This is a genomic window from Chitinimonas prasina, from assembly GCF_030160395.1.
Classification (GTDB): Bacteria; Pseudomonadota; Gammaproteobacteria; order Burkholderiales; family Chitinimonadaceae; genus Chitinimonas; species Chitinimonas prasina.
This window is the reverse complement of the sequence record NZ_BSOG01000005.1, coordinates 236,866-250,940: the sequence shown is the minus strand read 5'-3', so window position 1 is coordinate 250,940 and position 14,075 is coordinate 236,866. Positions and strand designations below refer to the sequence as shown.

General features: G+C 62.7%; 16 protein-coding genes. 1 reads left to right on the top strand and 15 read right to left on the bottom strand.

Annotation, left to right across the window (positions count from 1 at the left end; genetic code table 11):
- Nucleotides 1-116: 116 nt before the first annotated feature.
- The 5 genes from QQK16_RS18020 to QQK16_RS18000 all read right to left on the bottom strand — a co-directional run bounded on the left by QQK16_RS18020 (nucleotide 117) and on the right by QQK16_RS18000 (nucleotide 4,889).
- Nucleotides 117-902: a dioxygenase family protein gene (locus QQK16_RS18020; RefSeq protein WP_284197868.1), complete on the bottom strand. Its 786-nt coding sequence runs from the start codon at nucleotides 900-902 to the stop codon at nucleotides 117-119.
- Nucleotides 903-1,030: 128 nt separating this feature from the next.
- The gene (locus tag QQK16_RS18015) at nucleotides 1,031-1,936 is read right to left on the bottom strand and encodes an alpha/beta hydrolase (protein ID WP_284197867.1); all 906 of its coding nucleotides are present in this window, start codon (nucleotides 1,934-1,936) and stop codon (nucleotides 1,031-1,033) included.
- Nucleotides 1,937-2,038: 102 nt separating this feature from the next.
- Nucleotides 2,039-2,506, bottom strand: a complete 468-nt coding sequence (locus QQK16_RS18010) for a hypothetical protein (protein ID WP_284197866.1) — start codon at nucleotides 2,504-2,506, stop codon at nucleotides 2,039-2,041.
- A 4-nt stretch (nucleotides 2,507-2,510) separates the two neighbouring features.
- Nucleotides 2,511-4,088, bottom strand: a complete 1,578-nt coding sequence (locus QQK16_RS18005; RefSeq protein ID WP_284197865.1) for an ABC transporter substrate-binding protein — start codon at nucleotides 4,086-4,088, stop codon at nucleotides 2,511-2,513.
- A 69-nt stretch (nucleotides 4,089-4,157) separates the two neighbouring features.
- Complete coding sequence (locus QQK16_RS18000) at nucleotides 4,158-4,889, bottom strand: proteasome-type protease (protein WP_284197864.1); 732 nt, start codon at nucleotides 4,887-4,889, stop codon at nucleotides 4,158-4,160.
- 96 nt (nucleotides 4,890-4,985) lie between these two features.
- Here QQK16_RS18000 and QQK16_RS17995 point away from each other — a divergent pair, with 96 nt between their 5' ends.
- The gene (locus QQK16_RS17995; protein ID WP_284197863.1) at nucleotides 4,986-5,498 is read left to right on the top strand and encodes a hypothetical protein; all 513 of its coding nucleotides are present in this window, start codon (nucleotides 4,986-4,988) and stop codon (nucleotides 5,496-5,498) included.
- Nucleotides 5,499-5,514: 16 nt separating this feature from the next.
- On the opposite strand, the gene QQK16_RS17990 is transcribed toward QQK16_RS17995, so the two are convergent.
- The 10 genes from QQK16_RS17990 to QQK16_RS17945 all read right to left on the bottom strand — a co-directional run bounded on the left by QQK16_RS17990 (nucleotide 5,515) and on the right by QQK16_RS17945 (nucleotide 14,030).
- Nucleotides 5,515-6,321, bottom strand: coding sequence for a transglutaminase family protein (locus QQK16_RS17990; RefSeq protein ID WP_284197862.1), 807 nt, complete (start codon nucleotides 6,319-6,321; stop codon nucleotides 5,515-5,517).
- Nucleotides 6,322-6,424: 103 nt separating this feature from the next.
- Nucleotides 6,425-6,922, bottom strand: coding sequence for an arsinothricin resistance N-acetyltransferase ArsN1 family B (locus QQK16_RS17985; RefSeq protein ID WP_284197861.1), 498 nt, complete (start codon nucleotides 6,920-6,922; stop codon nucleotides 6,425-6,427).
- Nucleotide 6,923: 1 nt separating this feature from the next.
- Nucleotides 6,924-7,892 (bottom strand): alpha-E domain-containing protein, encoded by a 969-nt coding sequence (locus QQK16_RS17980; protein WP_284197860.1) that lies wholly within the window; start codon nucleotides 7,890-7,892, stop codon nucleotides 6,924-6,926.
- The gene (locus tag QQK16_RS17975; RefSeq protein WP_284197859.1) at nucleotides 7,893-8,471 is read right to left on the bottom strand and encodes a GNAT family N-acetyltransferase; all 579 of its coding nucleotides are present in this window, start codon (nucleotides 8,469-8,471) and stop codon (nucleotides 7,893-7,895) included.
- A complete protein-coding gene (locus QQK16_RS17970) occupies nucleotides 8,472-9,899 on the bottom strand; it encodes a circularly permuted type 2 ATP-grasp protein (protein ID WP_284197858.1) in 1,428 nt (475 codons plus the stop codon).
- Nucleotides 9,900-10,158: 259 nt separating this feature from the next.
- Nucleotides 10,159-10,587 (bottom strand): hypothetical protein, encoded by a 429-nt coding sequence (locus QQK16_RS17965; RefSeq protein ID WP_284197857.1) that lies wholly within the window; start codon nucleotides 10,585-10,587, stop codon nucleotides 10,159-10,161.
- 16 nt (nucleotides 10,588-10,603) lie between these two features.
- Nucleotides 10,604-11,023: a hypothetical protein gene (locus QQK16_RS17960; protein ID WP_284197856.1), complete on the bottom strand. Its 420-nt coding sequence runs from the start codon at nucleotides 11,021-11,023 to the stop codon at nucleotides 10,604-10,606.
- Between the two features lie 35 nt (nucleotides 11,024-11,058).
- A complete protein-coding gene (locus tag QQK16_RS17955; RefSeq protein ID WP_284197855.1) occupies nucleotides 11,059-11,949 on the bottom strand; it encodes a hypothetical protein in 891 nt (296 codons plus the stop codon).
- 84 nt (nucleotides 11,950-12,033) lie between these two features.
- Entirely contained in the window at nucleotides 12,034-12,399 is a 366-nt protein-coding gene (locus tag QQK16_RS17950) for an MmcQ/YjbR family DNA-binding protein (RefSeq protein WP_284197854.1), read from the bottom strand.
- A gap of 215 nt (nucleotides 12,400-12,614) precedes the next feature.
- Complete coding sequence (locus QQK16_RS17945) at nucleotides 12,615-14,030, bottom strand: aldehyde dehydrogenase family protein (RefSeq protein ID WP_284197853.1); 1,416 nt, start codon at nucleotides 14,028-14,030, stop codon at nucleotides 12,615-12,617.
- Nucleotides 14,031-14,075 lie beyond the last annotated feature (45 nt).

Sequence of the window (14,075 nt, the reverse complement as noted above, 5' to 3'; positions counted from 1 at the left end):
CCGGTGCAGTCGGGTAGCGCAGGCTATACAAGCGTGAGCCTCCTCCAGGTGGAGAATAACGTGCCTGTCCTGTCCAATGTGCTGATGGAAAAGAGGGCTTGTTGCTCTTCGTCAGTCTAGTGGAACGCGTAAACATCCATGGCCAAGCCACCGTTGGTCAGGCCGGTGTGCAGTCGTTCGGCCTTTGCATCGGGCCCTGCCGCACCAAGTGCGACATAGAGCGGCAGGTAGTGCTCGTCGGTCGGGTGGGCGCGCTGTGCGCCGGGAGCCTGTTTGCGGTAGTCCAGCAGTGCGGCCTGGTCACCCACCAGCAACTTGTCGTACACCCAATGCTGGAATGCCGGCACGTATTCGTTGATGGCGGTGTCTGCGGGGGCGTCCCATTCCAGTTCGCGCAGATTATGGGTAATGCTACCCGAGCCGATGATCAGCACACCTTCGTCCCGCAGGGCGGCCAGTGCATGACCAACACGCAGGTGATGGGCTGGATGCTCGCGGGGCTGTATGGCGAGCTGGAAGACCGGTATATCGGCGGCGGGGTACATGTTCTTGAGTGGCACCCAGGCGCCGTGATCAAGGCCACGGCCAGGGTCGATACCCACTTGCAGCCCGGCGGCTGCCAGCAAGGCGGCGGCGCGCTCGGCCACGGCGGGGGCGCCGGGTGGGGTGTACTGGAGTTGGAACAAAGGCTCGGGGAAGCCGTGGAAATCATGGATGGTGGCGGGGCTGGCGGTGGTGCTGACCGCCGGCAGGCTGGTCAGCCAATGTGCCGAGGCGACGAGTATGGCACGGGGCCGGGGCAGCGATTGGGCTATCCTGGCCCAGGCTGCGCCGGTGGGGCCGGCGTCCAGGGCCAGCATGGGCGAACCATGGGAGATGAAAAGGCTGGGCAGACGAGACATGATCGAATTCCTTCAATGAGTTGAATCCATTATCAGCAGCGCCCGATTGGGGTGATAGCGGAAAGAAATCAACTTCTAGGTCGGAAAATTTGATGGATGCCTGCGCCTGCCTTGCTGCGGTCAAGCACTTAGCGCTTGGGCAAGGCCCACAGCAGCCCACGGGTAATCAGGGCGGGGAACACCGTCAGGTGGTCTTCGTCCTTGATGACTTCCGAGCGTATCGACAAGCCTGGATAGCCGCGCCCCTTCAATTGCTGCTCGAAGCGCTGCATGTCCTTCACCATGTCGGTCTCCTTGGCATAGCGGGGGTTGTCCGAGCCTGGCTGTACTGCCTCGAAGGCGCCGGCCACCATCAGGACGCGGGCGGAGAGGTTCTTGTTGCTGGCGGCGTATTGGCGCTCTACATCCAGCATATGGTAGCGGTCGTACCAGAGCGAGGGGCTGCCCAGGACATAGTAGTCAAAGGTGTCGGGCTTGCGGAACAGCAGGTGCAGCCCCAGCAGCGAGCCGTAGGAGTGGCCGACGTAGATTTTCTTGCTCATGTCGGCACGGTAGTGCTGGGCCACGAAGGGGAGGACTTCCTCACTGATATAGCGGCCGTAGGGTTCGGCCTGGCCATAGGGACCATCGCCCTGGCCGGGTCGGCGTGTCTTCTTGAGCACGATATCGGTTGGGGTGTAGTCACGGTTGCGGCTGGTGATCGGGCTGTCGCCCCTGGCATAGGACAAGCCAACCAGAATGACCTCGTCGAGATTGCGGCCATAGTCGTTGACCCGCCGGTTGATGCTGCGCACCAGCGGGAAGGCGTAGTTGGCGTCGGTCATGAATAGCACAGGGTAGCGTTTCTGCGTCTTGTTGTAGGACTCGGGCAGGCTGACGAATATCTCGTAGTCGCGCGGCAGTATCCTGGACGGCACACTGCGGACCTCGGTGTGCTCCAGGGTGTAGGGGCGGGCGGCGGTACTGGCCAGGGTGGTGGCCTGGATCAGCAGGCCGAGAGCGATCAGCAAGGGCGTGGTGGCGCGGTTCAGCATGGTACTTTCTTGGTTGTATCGGTAAAGCCAGGTGAGCTTGTGTAGGCAGGCGTGCCTGTGGCGGGGCGCTGGATGGTGCTGGGGCTGTTGTCAGCAGCCGGGCTAGCGCCAGAGTTGTCTGGTGCCCAGGGCGTAGGCCATGCCCATGGTCAGGCAAAGCAAGGAGGTGATTACCAGGAAGGCATCCACACCCTGGCAGTTGCAGATATCGGCCAGGCGCTCGGGCTGCCACAGCATCAGCGGGATGAATCCGATGCCGCGCAGCACCAGCACGGCTGCGATACCCAGCAGCACGGTGCGCTGCCACGGTAGGCGGCGCAACATGCCAGCCCCAGAGAAGGCATAGGCGGCGGACACCAGCAGGGCCAGGGCGATGACCAGGCAGCAGACCACCGGGTACCAGTGGCCGGCCCTGGCCATGGCGACGAGCCCGTCCGGCGCCCCAAAAAAGGCATACCAGCTGGGCCCACCAAGGGGGATGGTGAGGTGCAGCAGGCTAGCCGCCAGCGCGGCAATGCCAGCTGCAATCAGATAACGGTTGGGTGCGCGAGTCCTGGCGGCAGGCTGCATGACCTTACTTCCAGCGTACCTGTTCCACCTTGAAGCTCTCGCCGGCCGTGGGCTCCACCCCCAGCAGCTTGCGGTCGTGTATCACCACCTGCAAGGGGTAGGTCAGGGTGGTAAAAGGGACTTCATCGGCCAGTATTTTCTGCACATCCACATAGCGCTTGGCCCGATCGGCCTGCTTGGTGGCGACACGTGCGGCATCCAGGGCGGCATCGACCTGCGGGCTGCACCATTGGGCGAAATTGTAGCCATTGCCGGCGGCATCGCAGCTGGCCAGGTTGCTGTAGAAGCCATCGGGGTCGAGTGCGCCACTCCAGCCACTGAGCAGGCTGGGTGCTTCGCCGGCGCGGGCTTTCTTGACCAGTTCAGTCCACTCCACGTTCACCAGGTTGAGCCTGACACCCAGCTTGGCCCAGTCGGCCTGTATCAGCTCGGCGGTCAGCTTGAAGTTGGGATTGGTGCCGGAGCCACCCGGCCGTACCCACATTTCCGCTTCAAAGCCTTGGGGGTAGCCTGCCTCGGCCAAGAGCTTGCGCGCCCGGTTAAAGTCGGGCGCAGCAGGTCTGACTGCCTCCACGCCCCATAGGCTGCGCGGCGAGTAAGGCGTCGCGGCGGTCTCGGCCCGGCCGTCGTACACGCTTTTGACGATGGCGGCACGATCTATGACCGAGGCCAGTGCCTGGCGTACCCGCTTGTCGTCGAATGGTTTGCGGCCCACATTGAAAAACAGCTGGCTGCTGGATTGGATGCGCAGGGGGGTGACTGCGAACTGGGCATTGCCGTCAAAACGTGGCAGGTCTTGCGGCTTGATGGTGTCGGCAAGATGGCATTCGCCGGCCAGCAGCTTTTGCGCCCGCACTGCCGGGTCGCTGACGGTGGCGATGATCAATTTATCGATGGCCGGCTTTTGCCGCCAGTAACGTGGGTTGGCGTCGTAACGCGCCTGGGCGCCCTTGTCGAACTTCTTCAACTGATAAGGCCCTGTGCCTACGGGGTGGCTGCTGATCAGCAGCGGGGTGGCGGCTTTGTCGAGCTGCTTGCCGTACTCGGCCGAGACGATGGCCAGGGCAGGGTGGGCAAAGCGCTCCAGCAAGGGGGCATAGGGCTTGGTGAGCGTCAGCTTGACGGTGTGGTCGTCGATTTTTTCCACGCTCTTGAACAGGTTCTTCCAGTCGCCGGAGTTGGCATAGGGGAAACCTGCGGGCGCGGCCTTGGCGCCGGGGTGGCTGGGGTCGATCTGCCGCTGCAGGGTCCACAGCACATCGTCGGCATTGAAATCGCGGCTGGGTTTGAAGCTGTCGGTGCTATGCCATTTCACGCCACGCCGCAGCTTGAAAGTGTAGACCAGGCCATCGGCCGAGATATCCCACTGGGCTGCCAGGCTGGGGGTGAACTTGAAGGGGCCGGGCAGGTATTCGATCAGGTTGTTGTAGAGCTTGGCTGCAGAGGCCGCATGGGTAGTGGTATTGGCGCTCTGGGCCGGATCGAACCCATCCGGGTCAGCATCGGCACAGATGACCAGGGGCTTGGCGGCAAGTGCGCTGACAGTGGCAAGGGCCAACAGGGCCAGTCGGATGGTGTGCATGGTTCTTCCTCTCTCGTTTTATTGGTATGTGTGCCTCTGGGCGTCAATACGGTACGGCCGAGGACGCCATCATTCAAACCAGTCCGCATCGGGCAGCTTGGCAAACACCCGCCGCAGCCCTTCTCCCCAGCCGCGCCGCAGCTTGTTGAAATAGGGATCATCGCCATCGATGCGGTGCGGTGCGGCCGGCGCAAAGGTATCAGCACCGTAAAGCAGCATGTCTATGGGCAAGCCCACCGACAGATTGCTGCGTATGGTGGAATCAAACGAGATCAGCGTGCATTTGGCGGCCTCGGGCAGCGATGTATCACTGCGCACCACCCTGTCTATGATGGGCTTGCCGTACTTGGATTCCCCAATCTGGAAGTAGGGGGTGTCCTCGCAGGTTTCGATGAAATTGCCCTGTGGGTAGACCTGGAACAGTCGCGTCGTCTCGCCCCGTATCTGCCCGCCCACGATAAAGTTGGCGCCAAAATCCACCCCCTGTCCCAGGGTGCCTTCGCTGGCGTAGCGGGCTACCACTTCCTTGACCGTGTTGCCTACCAGGGCGGCTGCATCGTACAAGGTGGCGACGTTGTAGAGGTTGACCGCATCGTCATCCAGCCGCTGCCGCAGCAAGCTCACCACGCTCTGGGTGGTGGCCAGGTTGCCGGCGCTCAGCAGCACGATCAGCCTTTTGCCGGGCTGCTCGAACACATGCATCTTGCGGAAGGTGGCGATATGGTCGACCCCTGCATTGGTGCGGGAGTCGGAGGCGAACAGCAGGCCGGTATCCAGCCGCATGGCGACGCAATAGGTCATGGCGTGGCGGAAGTCAGTAGAATGGCAGGCAGTTTAACGGGATGCGTAGCGCTGTGGGCAAGACCCGCGCACATCCCACCTCAGCGGAAAGGCAATATGTCTATGTGGCAACACTGTGTCGTGTCTAAGGCTGGCGCGCGCACGGCTGTTCTTGGTCTGCTGGTCGCAGCGCTGTCGCCCCTGGCCTGCGCAGCAGGCTCGATAGATGAGGATAATGCCTATTTCCGCAAGATGATGATCCCCATCATCGTGGACGCACGCGGGCGCGACATGGCGAAGCGCTGCCAGAAACGCTACGACGCCCGCGCGCTATCGCAATACGAATCGTGGACCGGTGGGCGATATGATGTGTTCGTGCATCCCTACAAGCAGCTGGATCTCTATATCGCCAGTGAGCTGAAGGTCAAGTCGCCCCAGTCTGCCGCGCTGGTGAAAGCGACCCTGCTTAGTCGGGTCGCGCAGGACGCGGCGAAATATAACGATGAGCTCGGGCGTGATCGTATCCTGCTGCGCTGCCGAAACTTTTTCTCCTATATCGCCTATGTCGAATCGAGCGCGCGAGGCAAGCCCTACGACTTCGATGGCTTGATGCGAGCCGTCCACAACTGACAGCGACCTGGCGTCATCACTGATCCTGCCATGGCGCGGCCTGCATTACTCGTGCCACTGCATGGAGGCTTTCGCCTCCGCCACCCTGCCGCATTCCCCTTACCGGACAGGCGTCCAGATAATCGAGCCCCACGGCCAACGGAACATGGCGGTTGCCGGCCAGGCATTGGTTGCTGACGTCGAACCCCAGCCAGCCTTCTTCCAGCCAGGCCTCTACCCAGGCGTGGCTGGCCACATGCTCTGCGTCGGCCGCCAGGTAGCCACTGACGTAGCGGGCCGGTATACCTAGCAGGCGGCAGCAGGTGGCATAGACATGGGCGTGGTCCTGGCACACCCCGCGCGCCTGGGCAAAGGCATCGGCCGCAGCGGTGGCGACATCCGTGCTGCCGGGGGTGTAAGGCATGCGTTCTCCCACGGCCTGCATCAGTGCACCCAGGCCAGCCAGCCGGTTTGCTACCACGGCCGCGTGGTGCTGCTGGGCAAAGTCCTGCAGGGCGGCATCGGCATGGGTCAATGGCGAATCGCGCAGGAACAACTGTGGCGGCAGACTATCGTCGCGCATGGGGGAGGGCGCCGCATCCGATGTCTCGACCACCCCGGTGGCATGCAGGCGAATCTCGCTATGCGGTTTGTCCAGTGTCAGCACATGCAGCACGTTGCCGTAGGCATCCAGGCCGCGCGCCGCCTGTGCGGGCAGGGTAAGTTGCCACTCGATGACGCGCAGGCGATCGGATGGCCGTGGCGTCAGCCGCAGGTACTGGGTGCTGCGGGCCACCGGGCTGTCGTAGCGGTACAGTGTCTCGTGATCTATGGCCAGGTGCATGGGGTTTCCTCCTGCTAAAGGGGCGCCGACATCCCTATCAGGCCACCTATCGCATGCGAACAGATGGATGGTGGCAAGGGATGGTGCGCTTTGGTGTGCGGGCCTATTCCAGCTGCAGCTGCCAGTAGGCCACATCTATCCAGCGGTCATGCTTCAGGCCCACGCGCTCGAAGCAGGCTACGGGCTTGAATCCCAGTTTCTCGTGCAGGGCTATGCTGGCCGGGTTGGGTAGCGCTACCCCGCCGATCACGGTGCGCAGGCCTGCCTCCCTGAGCCGTGCCAGCAGCGCTTGGTACAGGCGCGTACCCACGCCTCGGCCGCTGGCGTCGGGTGCCAGATAGACCGAGCTCTCCACGGCAAAGCGGTAGGCCGAGCGGGCGCGCCACTTGGTGGCGTAGGCATAACCCAGCAAGCGTCCTCCCTGCTCTGCCACCAGCCAGGGCAGGCCGCCAGCCTGCACCTCGGCTACCCGCCGCGCCATTTCCTCGGGCGGGACGGGGGCCTCCTCAAATGAAATGGTGGTCTCCATCACATAGACCGAATAGATCGCCGCCAAGACCTTGGCATCGGCCTCGCTGGCATCACGTATTACCACTTCCATCTCAATTTGCCTCCAGGTAAGCGGCCCGTATGGCCTCGCCCAATCGGGCCGAGCGGGTCAGAAAGCCGGTAAGCCAGTCATGCAGGCCGAGGGCCATGATTTCGTCCACCGAGCCGTACTCCAGCTGCACGGCCAGCTTGCCAGCCAGTTGTTTGACATGCCGGCCGGCATCCAGTGCGCCCTCGGCGGCTTCTATCTGCGGCAGGATGGCCCGTATCTCGTCGCAGCAGGCGCGCAGCGAGCGCGGTACGTCGGGCCGCAGTATCAGCAGCTCGGTCACCCGGCGGCCATCCAGGCTGTCGCGATAGGCCGCGTGATAGGCCTCGAAGGCCGAGAGCGAGCGCAGTAACGCGCTCCAGGCGTAGAAGTCGGGGGCGCTCTCTGCGGGCGCGTCTACCGGCATCAGATTGGCCTGGGCGGGGGCAATCAGCTGGGACTTCACATCCAGCAGGCGGGCGGTATTGTCGGCCCGCTCGATGAACGTGCCGAGGCGGATAAAGCAATAGGCGTCATTGCGTTGCAAGGTGCCATAGGTGGCGCCACGGAACAGGTGCGAGCGCTCCTTCACCCAGTCGAAAAACGCCGATACGCTGGGTATGCCGCGACGCGGCATCTCCTTGGCTTCCAGCCAGCTGGCGTTGATGGCCTCCCACATCTCGGCCGTGATCTGGCCGCGTACGGCATGGGCGTTCTCGCGGGCAAAGCGCAGGCAGCTCAGTACCGAGGCCGGGTTGTCCTGATCCAGCGCCATGAAGTTGAACAACTGCTCCGAATCGAGCCTGCTGTGGCGGGCGTGAAAGGCGTCCAGCGAGCCGGTGACAGCGAGCGGCGCGGCCAGCTCGGTCAGGGCGCCGCGCGATTGCGGCAGCAGCGACAGCGAGTGGGTCACATCCAGCATGCGGACCAGGTTTTCGGCGCGTTCCAGATAGCGGCTCATCCAGTACAGCTGAGAGGCAGTGCGTGACAGCATTCAGGCCTCGCTCTCTGCCGCCACGGCCAGCGGCACCAGGCTACGGTCTATCAACTGCTTGTAATAGATGGCCGTGGGGTGCAGCGTGCCATCCGGGCTGGCGGCGTAGTCCGGTATCTCACCCACGCGGGTGTAGCCCAGCGAGTGGTATAGGCCCTCGGCGCCAGAGCCCGCCTCGGTATCGAGGTAAAGCATGCCCCGCTCCAGCTTGCGGGCCATGCCTTCCAGCGCGGCCATCAACAGGCTGGCAATGCCCTGGCCGCGCCAGCGGCTATGTACCATCAGCTTGCAGACCTCGGCCCGGTTGCGGCCATTGGCTCGGGGGCAGGTTTGCAACTGTACGGTGCCGACCACCTGCTCGCCAGCGCGGGCCACCCACAGCAGGGTGGCGCTATCACCCATATTGGCCAGCACACCCAGCCAGTAAGCATGGGCCTGCGCCAGCTCCAGCGGGGCCAGAAAGCCGATGCTGGCGCCGTGGTTGACGGTATCCATCAGCAAGCCGGTAAGGTCGGGCAACAGGCCCGATGCCATGGCGGGGCTGATGCGTTCTATCTTGATATCGATGTGCGCGTTCATTCAGGCCTCCAATACCCAAGTATCTTTTGTACCGCCGCCTTGTGACGAATTGACCACCAGCGAGCCGGCCTTGAGTGCCACGCGGGTCAGGCCGCCGGCAACCATGGTGGTTTCGCGGCCGGTCAGCACAAACGGGCGCAGGTCGATATGGCGCGGCGCAATGCCGCTTTCCACAAAAGTGGGACAACTGGACAGGCACAGGGTGGGCTGGGCGATATAGTTGGCGGGGTTGGCCCGCACCCGCAGGCGGAAGTCCTCTACCTCGGCCGTCGTCGAGGCCGGCCCGACCAGCATGCCGTAGCCCCCTGCGCCGTGTACCTCCTTGACCACCAGCTCGGCCATATGGGTCAGCACATGGTCCAACTCGGCCGGCTTGCGGCACTGCCAGGTCGGCACGTTGTGCAGTATCGGCTCCTCGCCCAGATAGAAGCGGATCATTTCTGGCACATAGGGGTAGATGGACTTGTCGTCGGCCACTCCTGTGCCGATGGCATTGGCTAGGATCAGATTGCCCTGCTTGTAGACCGACAGTAGCCCTGGCACACCCAGCATGGAATCGGCGCGGAAGGCCAGCGGATCCAGAAAGGCATCGTCTATGCGGCGGTAGATGACGTCCACCCGGCGGGGGCCGACGGTGGTGCGCATATACAGGTAGTCGTCCTTGACGAACAAATCCTGCCCCTCCACCAACTCCACCCCCATCTGCTGGGCCAGGAAGGCATGCTCGAAATAGGCCGAGTTGAACGGGCCGGGCGTCAGCACCACCACGGTAGGGCTGTCAGCCACGCTGGCGTGGCGCAGGGTGTTCAGCAGCAAGGTGGGGTAGTGCGCTACGGGTGCCACCGGGTACTGGGCAAACAGCTCGGGAAATAACCGCATCATCATCTTGCGGTTCTCCAGCATATAGCTGACGCCTGATGGCACCCGCAGATTGTCCTCCAGCACGTAGTAGCCGCCGTCGGCATGGCGTATCAGGTCTACCCCCGTGATATGGGCGTAGATGCCATGGGGTAGATCCAGCCCCTGCATGGCCGGCTGATACTGTGCATTGGCAAATACCTGCTCCGCCGGCACCAGGCCGGCCTTGATGATCTCGTGGTCGTGATAGATGTCCCACAGAAAGCGATTGAGTGCGCTAACCCGTTGTCGCAGGCCCGCCTCCAGCATCTGCCACTCGCTGGCCGGCACGATGCGTGGCACCGTATCAAACGGTATCAGGCGCTCGGCACCGGCTTCGTCGCCGTATACGGCGAAGGTAATACCCACCTTGTGGAATAGCAGATCGGCCTCCGCTCGCTTCTTGGCCAGCGCTTCGGGTGTCTGCGCGTGCAGCCAATTGGCAAAAGGCTGATAGTGCGGGCGGATGGCCCCACTGGGCAGCAGCATCTCATCGTAGTGCGATGGTGCGGGGAGGGTAAGGGCGTGCATATGGGCTCCCTGGATGGTCTCATCCACCTTACGCAAGGGTTGTGCCGGGTGTGATCTGCCTTTATACGCCAAGGGCTTAGCCTAGGGGGAGGCCGAGGGGTGTGTAGTGGGTGCACCGTCTTGGTGCGTGCGAGCTGCGACGGGTGCAGGGTGATGAGCGTGTCGGCAGTGTGAGCTGGGCGCGTTGTCCGACTGCTGCGATGGCTCAGAGCCCGTTGACGATTTTTTCACCACGGGGCGAATAGATCGTGAACAGGCCCTAAGTAGCCGCTGCTGGCAGGGTCACCTGCTGCTTCAGCCCCTGATAGCCCAGCCAGACCGCAAGCAGCAGGTAGCTCAGTACGGCGGCGATGGCGATATAGGCACCATAGCGCACCTCATTAGCCCACAGCAGCAGGAACAGTATGGTCGCCAGCGTGGCTGCCGAAAGCAGCACTTCCGCCACGACAGTCAGGTACCGGCGTTGCCAGGTGGGCTGGCGCTGCCGTAGGGACAGCACTTGGCCCGCCAGCGGCCAGCCGAACATCAGCAGCAGCACAAGGCTGCCTGTGCTGGGCCATTCATAGCTCGTTGCGGCACTTTGTACATGCGGCCCCTCTGCTGGGTCTTTCTGCGTGCACTGGCTGAGCGGCATAAAGAAACTGGCCATCAGTGCGAAGGCGGAGATCAGCTTGAGCAAGCGCGCCATAGGCCAAGCACGCCCTTCAGGCAGCATCGCTAGCGTCGCCCTTGATGGCTGCACTGATACGCCGACTGGCCGCCAGCGCGCCCTTGGCGTCCCTGTCCAGCACTGCTACTGTCAGGTCCACCAGGGCAGTGCCGGTGCTGATCACCTGCTTGACGCTATCGATGGTGGCGATGGTGTCCCGGGCGGTGTGGATGGCGCTCTGCAGCTCGCTGGCGGCCTCCTCGGCCTGCGCGCCCCGCAGCTGTATGCCATAGCCACGGAACAGGACTACGGCCTGGTCCAGCCTGTCCTCGGCTTTCTCCAGCTCGGTGGCTTCCTCGTCAGACAGCGCCGCACTATGGGCGATACGGAAGTCCAGTATGCGGGCCGATGCCTGGGCAAAGGTGTCGGCTATCTGGTAGGCATGCTTGTCGGTCAGCTTAATGGTTGGTGCCATGGTGGGTTTCCTCCTTGCTGCAAGCCCAGGCTGCTCTAGAAGGCGGCTTTGGCCTGCTGGTCCAGTTTTGCAATGGCCAGGGCAAACTGCTTGAGTTGGGCTGCCAGTGCCTTGTCGTCAGGTTGATCGTATTTCTGCTTGATCAGTGCATGCGCTTGCTGCAACTCGCGGATGGAGGTGCTGAACGCTTCCACCGCCTGCTCGCGGGCGGCAATCTGCTTCTCTTCCGCCAAAAGCTGGGTCTTGAGGTAGTTGGCAGCCAGCGGTTCGGTCTTGCCAGCGTTGTCCAGCGCCTCACGCAATAGAACGAGTTCTCTTTGCTCGTCCTTCTGCCACCCACGGTAGTTGTGCTGGGCGTAGTCGTTCAGCGCATTGGTGATCGCCAGTACGGCCACCTCGTGGTCCAGCAGGTCGCGTATCGCAGCCTTCTGCGCGAGCTGAGTGGCAATGCGGCTCAGATGGGCTGCCAGCCCGGTAATCGCGCTGAGTTTGCCATCGTCAAACAATGGCTCGTCGCTGCCTTTGCGTTTGACAGTGGCAAGGGAGTCCTTCAGGCCGCCGAACTCGCCCTTGTAGCTGGGCAGCTGCTCGTCGGCCAGGGCAGTCAGCGTATCGGCGTATTGGCCCAGCAGGCCGTTAAGCTTGGTCATCACCTTGTTGTCGGCTTCGATAGGCACGCACAGCGTAGCGGCCGCCTTCTCGGCTGCGGCCGCGTCGAAATCGCGCGCAGTAATGGCCTTCTTGCGCAGGTACTTGGCGGTGCAACTATGGGACGAACCTGCCAGCATGGGTTCGAATGCGGCGGTCAGGCGCTGGGTGTCACTGGCATAGCTGTTGACTGCCGCCAGGTTGGCGCAGCCACCAAGCAGCAGGCTGCCGCACAGCAATGCCGGTTTGAGGGTCGCCGCCAGGGAGAGCCTGTTCATGTTTTCCTCCTGCATTTTTTGATTGTTAGCCGTCGCACGCTACCGTAATTGCGTCCCACGTGCATCCTCCAAATTGGGGGGCGCCTAGGCGGAGGGCTGCAGCAGCTGCGCCTGCCTGGTTTTCGATAGCGAAGCCAAGACCTTGTTATATGACCAGCTCACCAGCTCCTGCAGATAGTCCGGCGGCATGCTGCGTACATCGACGATGGTGACCCAATGAAAACGCCCCAGGTAGCGGGCCGGCTTGATGCCCGGCATATCGGTCAGCTCCAGGAAGCGCTCTGGCGTGGTGCGGATGCTGAAGCGCCATTTTTCTGGGTCGGACAGCTTGAAATAGGCGAACTGCTTGTCGCCCACGCCATAGACCAGCACATTGCCCGGCGGGCCGACAAGCTGGTGCTCCGCGCCGGGGAACTGGCTGCAATAGTGCTGTAGTTCGCTGGTGTTCATGGGGTGTCCGGGTGAACGGGTCAGCAAGCATGCCATACCTTGCACGGGGCAGCGTGGAGCCGAGCTGCAGGCCAGTTGAGCACGTGCAATCCAAAGGCTGCGGCTCAATAGCCGAATCCATATACAGCATGCCCATGAGACGGATAGTGCCAGACAGATGTGAAGCAGCCCCGACCTAAGCCAGGGCTGTCTGCGGTGTATCAACGCGCCAGGGCTTACAGCTGCATAGACTTGATCTCGTAGAACTCGTGTATGCCGAAGTCGCCCCACTCGCGCCCGTTGCCGGACTGCTTGTAGCCCCCCAGCGGGGCGTCGTAGTTGAAGTCGCCGCCGTTCACATAGCATCCGCCGGTGCGTATCTCGCGGGCGATGCGTATGCCTTCTTCCTTGGTGGCGGCCCACACGCCAGACGACAGGCCGTAGACGCTGTCATTAGCGATGGCGATGGCCTCGGCCAGGTTGGTGTAGGGAATCATGCAGATGACCGGCCCGAAGATTTCTTCCTGGGCGATGGTCATCTTGTTGTGCACGTCGCGGAAGATGGTGGGCCGTACATAGGCACCCCGGTCCAGGCCTTCCGGGCGTTCCAGGCCACCGGTGACCAGCTTGGCGCCTTCGTCCAGACCCTTCTGGATGTACTTGAGCACGGTCTCGCGCTGGCCCATGGAGCTCATGGGGCCCATGAAGGTGTCCTTGTCCATGGGGTCGCCCACCTTGAGGCTTTCGGCTACGCGCTTGGCGATCTGGGTGGCTTCCTCATAGCGCGAGGCGGGCACCAGCATGCGGGTAAGGGCGATGCAGGTCTGGCCGGTGTTGATCATTACATCCTTCACGCCGAAGGTGACAGCCTGCTCCAGCGGTGCGTCTTCGGTAATGATGAAGGGCGACTTGCCACCCAGCTCCAGGCAGACACGCTTGATGCTCTCTGCGGCCAGCTGCTGGATGCGGCGGCCGGTAGCGGTGGAGCCGGTGAACGAGACCATATCGGCTTCCGGGTGCGTCACCATGGCATCACCCAGCACGCCGCCGCGGCCGGTGATCAGATTGAATACGCCCTTGGGCAGGCCGATTTCGGCAACCGCTTCGGCAAAGATGATGTCCTGCAGGGGCGTGACCGAGGAAGGCTTGAGCACCATGGTGCAGCCGGTAGCCAGGGCGGGCGCCACTTTGCCGATCAACTGGTACAGTGGGTAGTTCCAGGGTGTGATGAAGGCGCAGACACCTACGGGTTCGCGCACGACCAGCGAGTTGTTGACCTGTTTTTCCACTTCCATCTCATGGGCGCGGTCGGCAAACTTCTCAAAGGCCTTCACGCAGTTCACCTGGATGATCTTGGCGATTTCCAGCGGGCAGCCCATCGATTGGGAGATGGCCAGCGCCAATGCGTCCTTGCGCTTTTCCAGCGCGGCATGCAGCTTGCGGATGTAGTCGGCACGCTCGGCTGCGGTGGTGCGCGACCAGGCCGGGAAGGCGGCGCGGGCGGCGGCAAAGGCGCTGTTCACGTCGTCGAGGTCGGCGTTGCAGACTTCGGCGAAGGCTTCTTCGGTGGCCGGGTTGTAGACCGTGGTGGTACCGCTGCCATGGGGGGCGACCCATTCGCCATTGATAAACAGTTTGTCGTAGTGTTTCATGGGTTGATCTCTCGATGGGGATAGCATGTTGATGATAGGGCCGAC

Coding starts and splice junctions, on each gene's coding strand:
- QQK16_RS17950 (WP_284197854.1), bottom strand. CDS start 12,399: ATGAACACCAGCGAACTACAGCACTATTGCAGCCAGTTCCCCGGCGCG.
- QQK16_RS18005 (WP_284197865.1), bottom strand. CDS start 4,088: ATGCACACCATCCGACTGGCCCTGTTGGCCCTTGCCACTGTCAGCGCA.
- QQK16_RS18015 (WP_284197867.1), bottom strand. CDS start 1,936: ATGCTGAACCGCGCCACCACGCCCTTGCTGATCGCTCTCGGCCTGCTG.
- QQK16_RS17960 (WP_284197856.1), bottom strand. CDS start 11,023: ATGGCACCAACCATTAAGCTGACCGACAAGCATGCCTACCAGATAGCC.
- QQK16_RS18000 (WP_284197864.1), bottom strand. CDS start 4,889: ATGACCTATTGCGTCGCCATGCGGCTGGATACCGGCCTGCTGTTCGCC.
- QQK16_RS17945 (WP_284197853.1), bottom strand. CDS start 14,030: ATGAAACACTACGACAAACTGTTTATCAATGGCGAATGGGTCGCCCCC.
- QQK16_RS17985 (WP_284197861.1), bottom strand. CDS start 6,922: ATGGAAGTGGTAATACGTGATGCCAGCGAGGCCGATGCCAAGGTCTTG.
- QQK16_RS18020 (WP_284197868.1), bottom strand. CDS start 902: ATGTCTCGTCTGCCCAGCCTTTTCATCTCCCATGGTTCGCCCATGCTG.
- QQK16_RS17995 (WP_284197863.1), top strand. CDS start 4,986: ATGTCTATGTGGCAACACTGTGTCGTGTCTAAGGCTGGCGCGCGCACG.
- QQK16_RS17955 (WP_284197855.1), bottom strand. CDS start 11,949: ATGAACAGGCTCTCCCTGGCGGCGACCCTCAAACCGGCATTGCTGTGC.
- QQK16_RS17990 (WP_284197862.1), bottom strand. CDS start 6,321: ATGCACCTGGCCATAGATCACGAGACACTGTACCGCTACGACAGCCCG.
- QQK16_RS17970 (WP_284197858.1), bottom strand. CDS start 9,899: ATGCACGCCCTTACCCTCCCCGCACCATCGCACTACGATGAGATGCTG.
- QQK16_RS17980 (WP_284197860.1), bottom strand. CDS start 7,892: ATGCTGTCACGCACTGCCTCTCAGCTGTACTGGATGAGCCGCTATCTG.
- QQK16_RS17965 (WP_284197857.1), bottom strand. CDS start 10,587: ATGGCGCGCTTGCTCAAGCTGATCTCCGCCTTCGCACTGATGGCCAGT.
- QQK16_RS17975 (WP_284197859.1), bottom strand. CDS start 8,471: ATGAACGCGCACATCGATATCAAGATAGAACGCATCAGCCCCGCCATG.
- QQK16_RS18010 (WP_284197866.1), bottom strand. CDS start 2,506: ATGCAGCCTGCCGCCAGGACTCGCGCACCCAACCGTTATCTGATTGCA.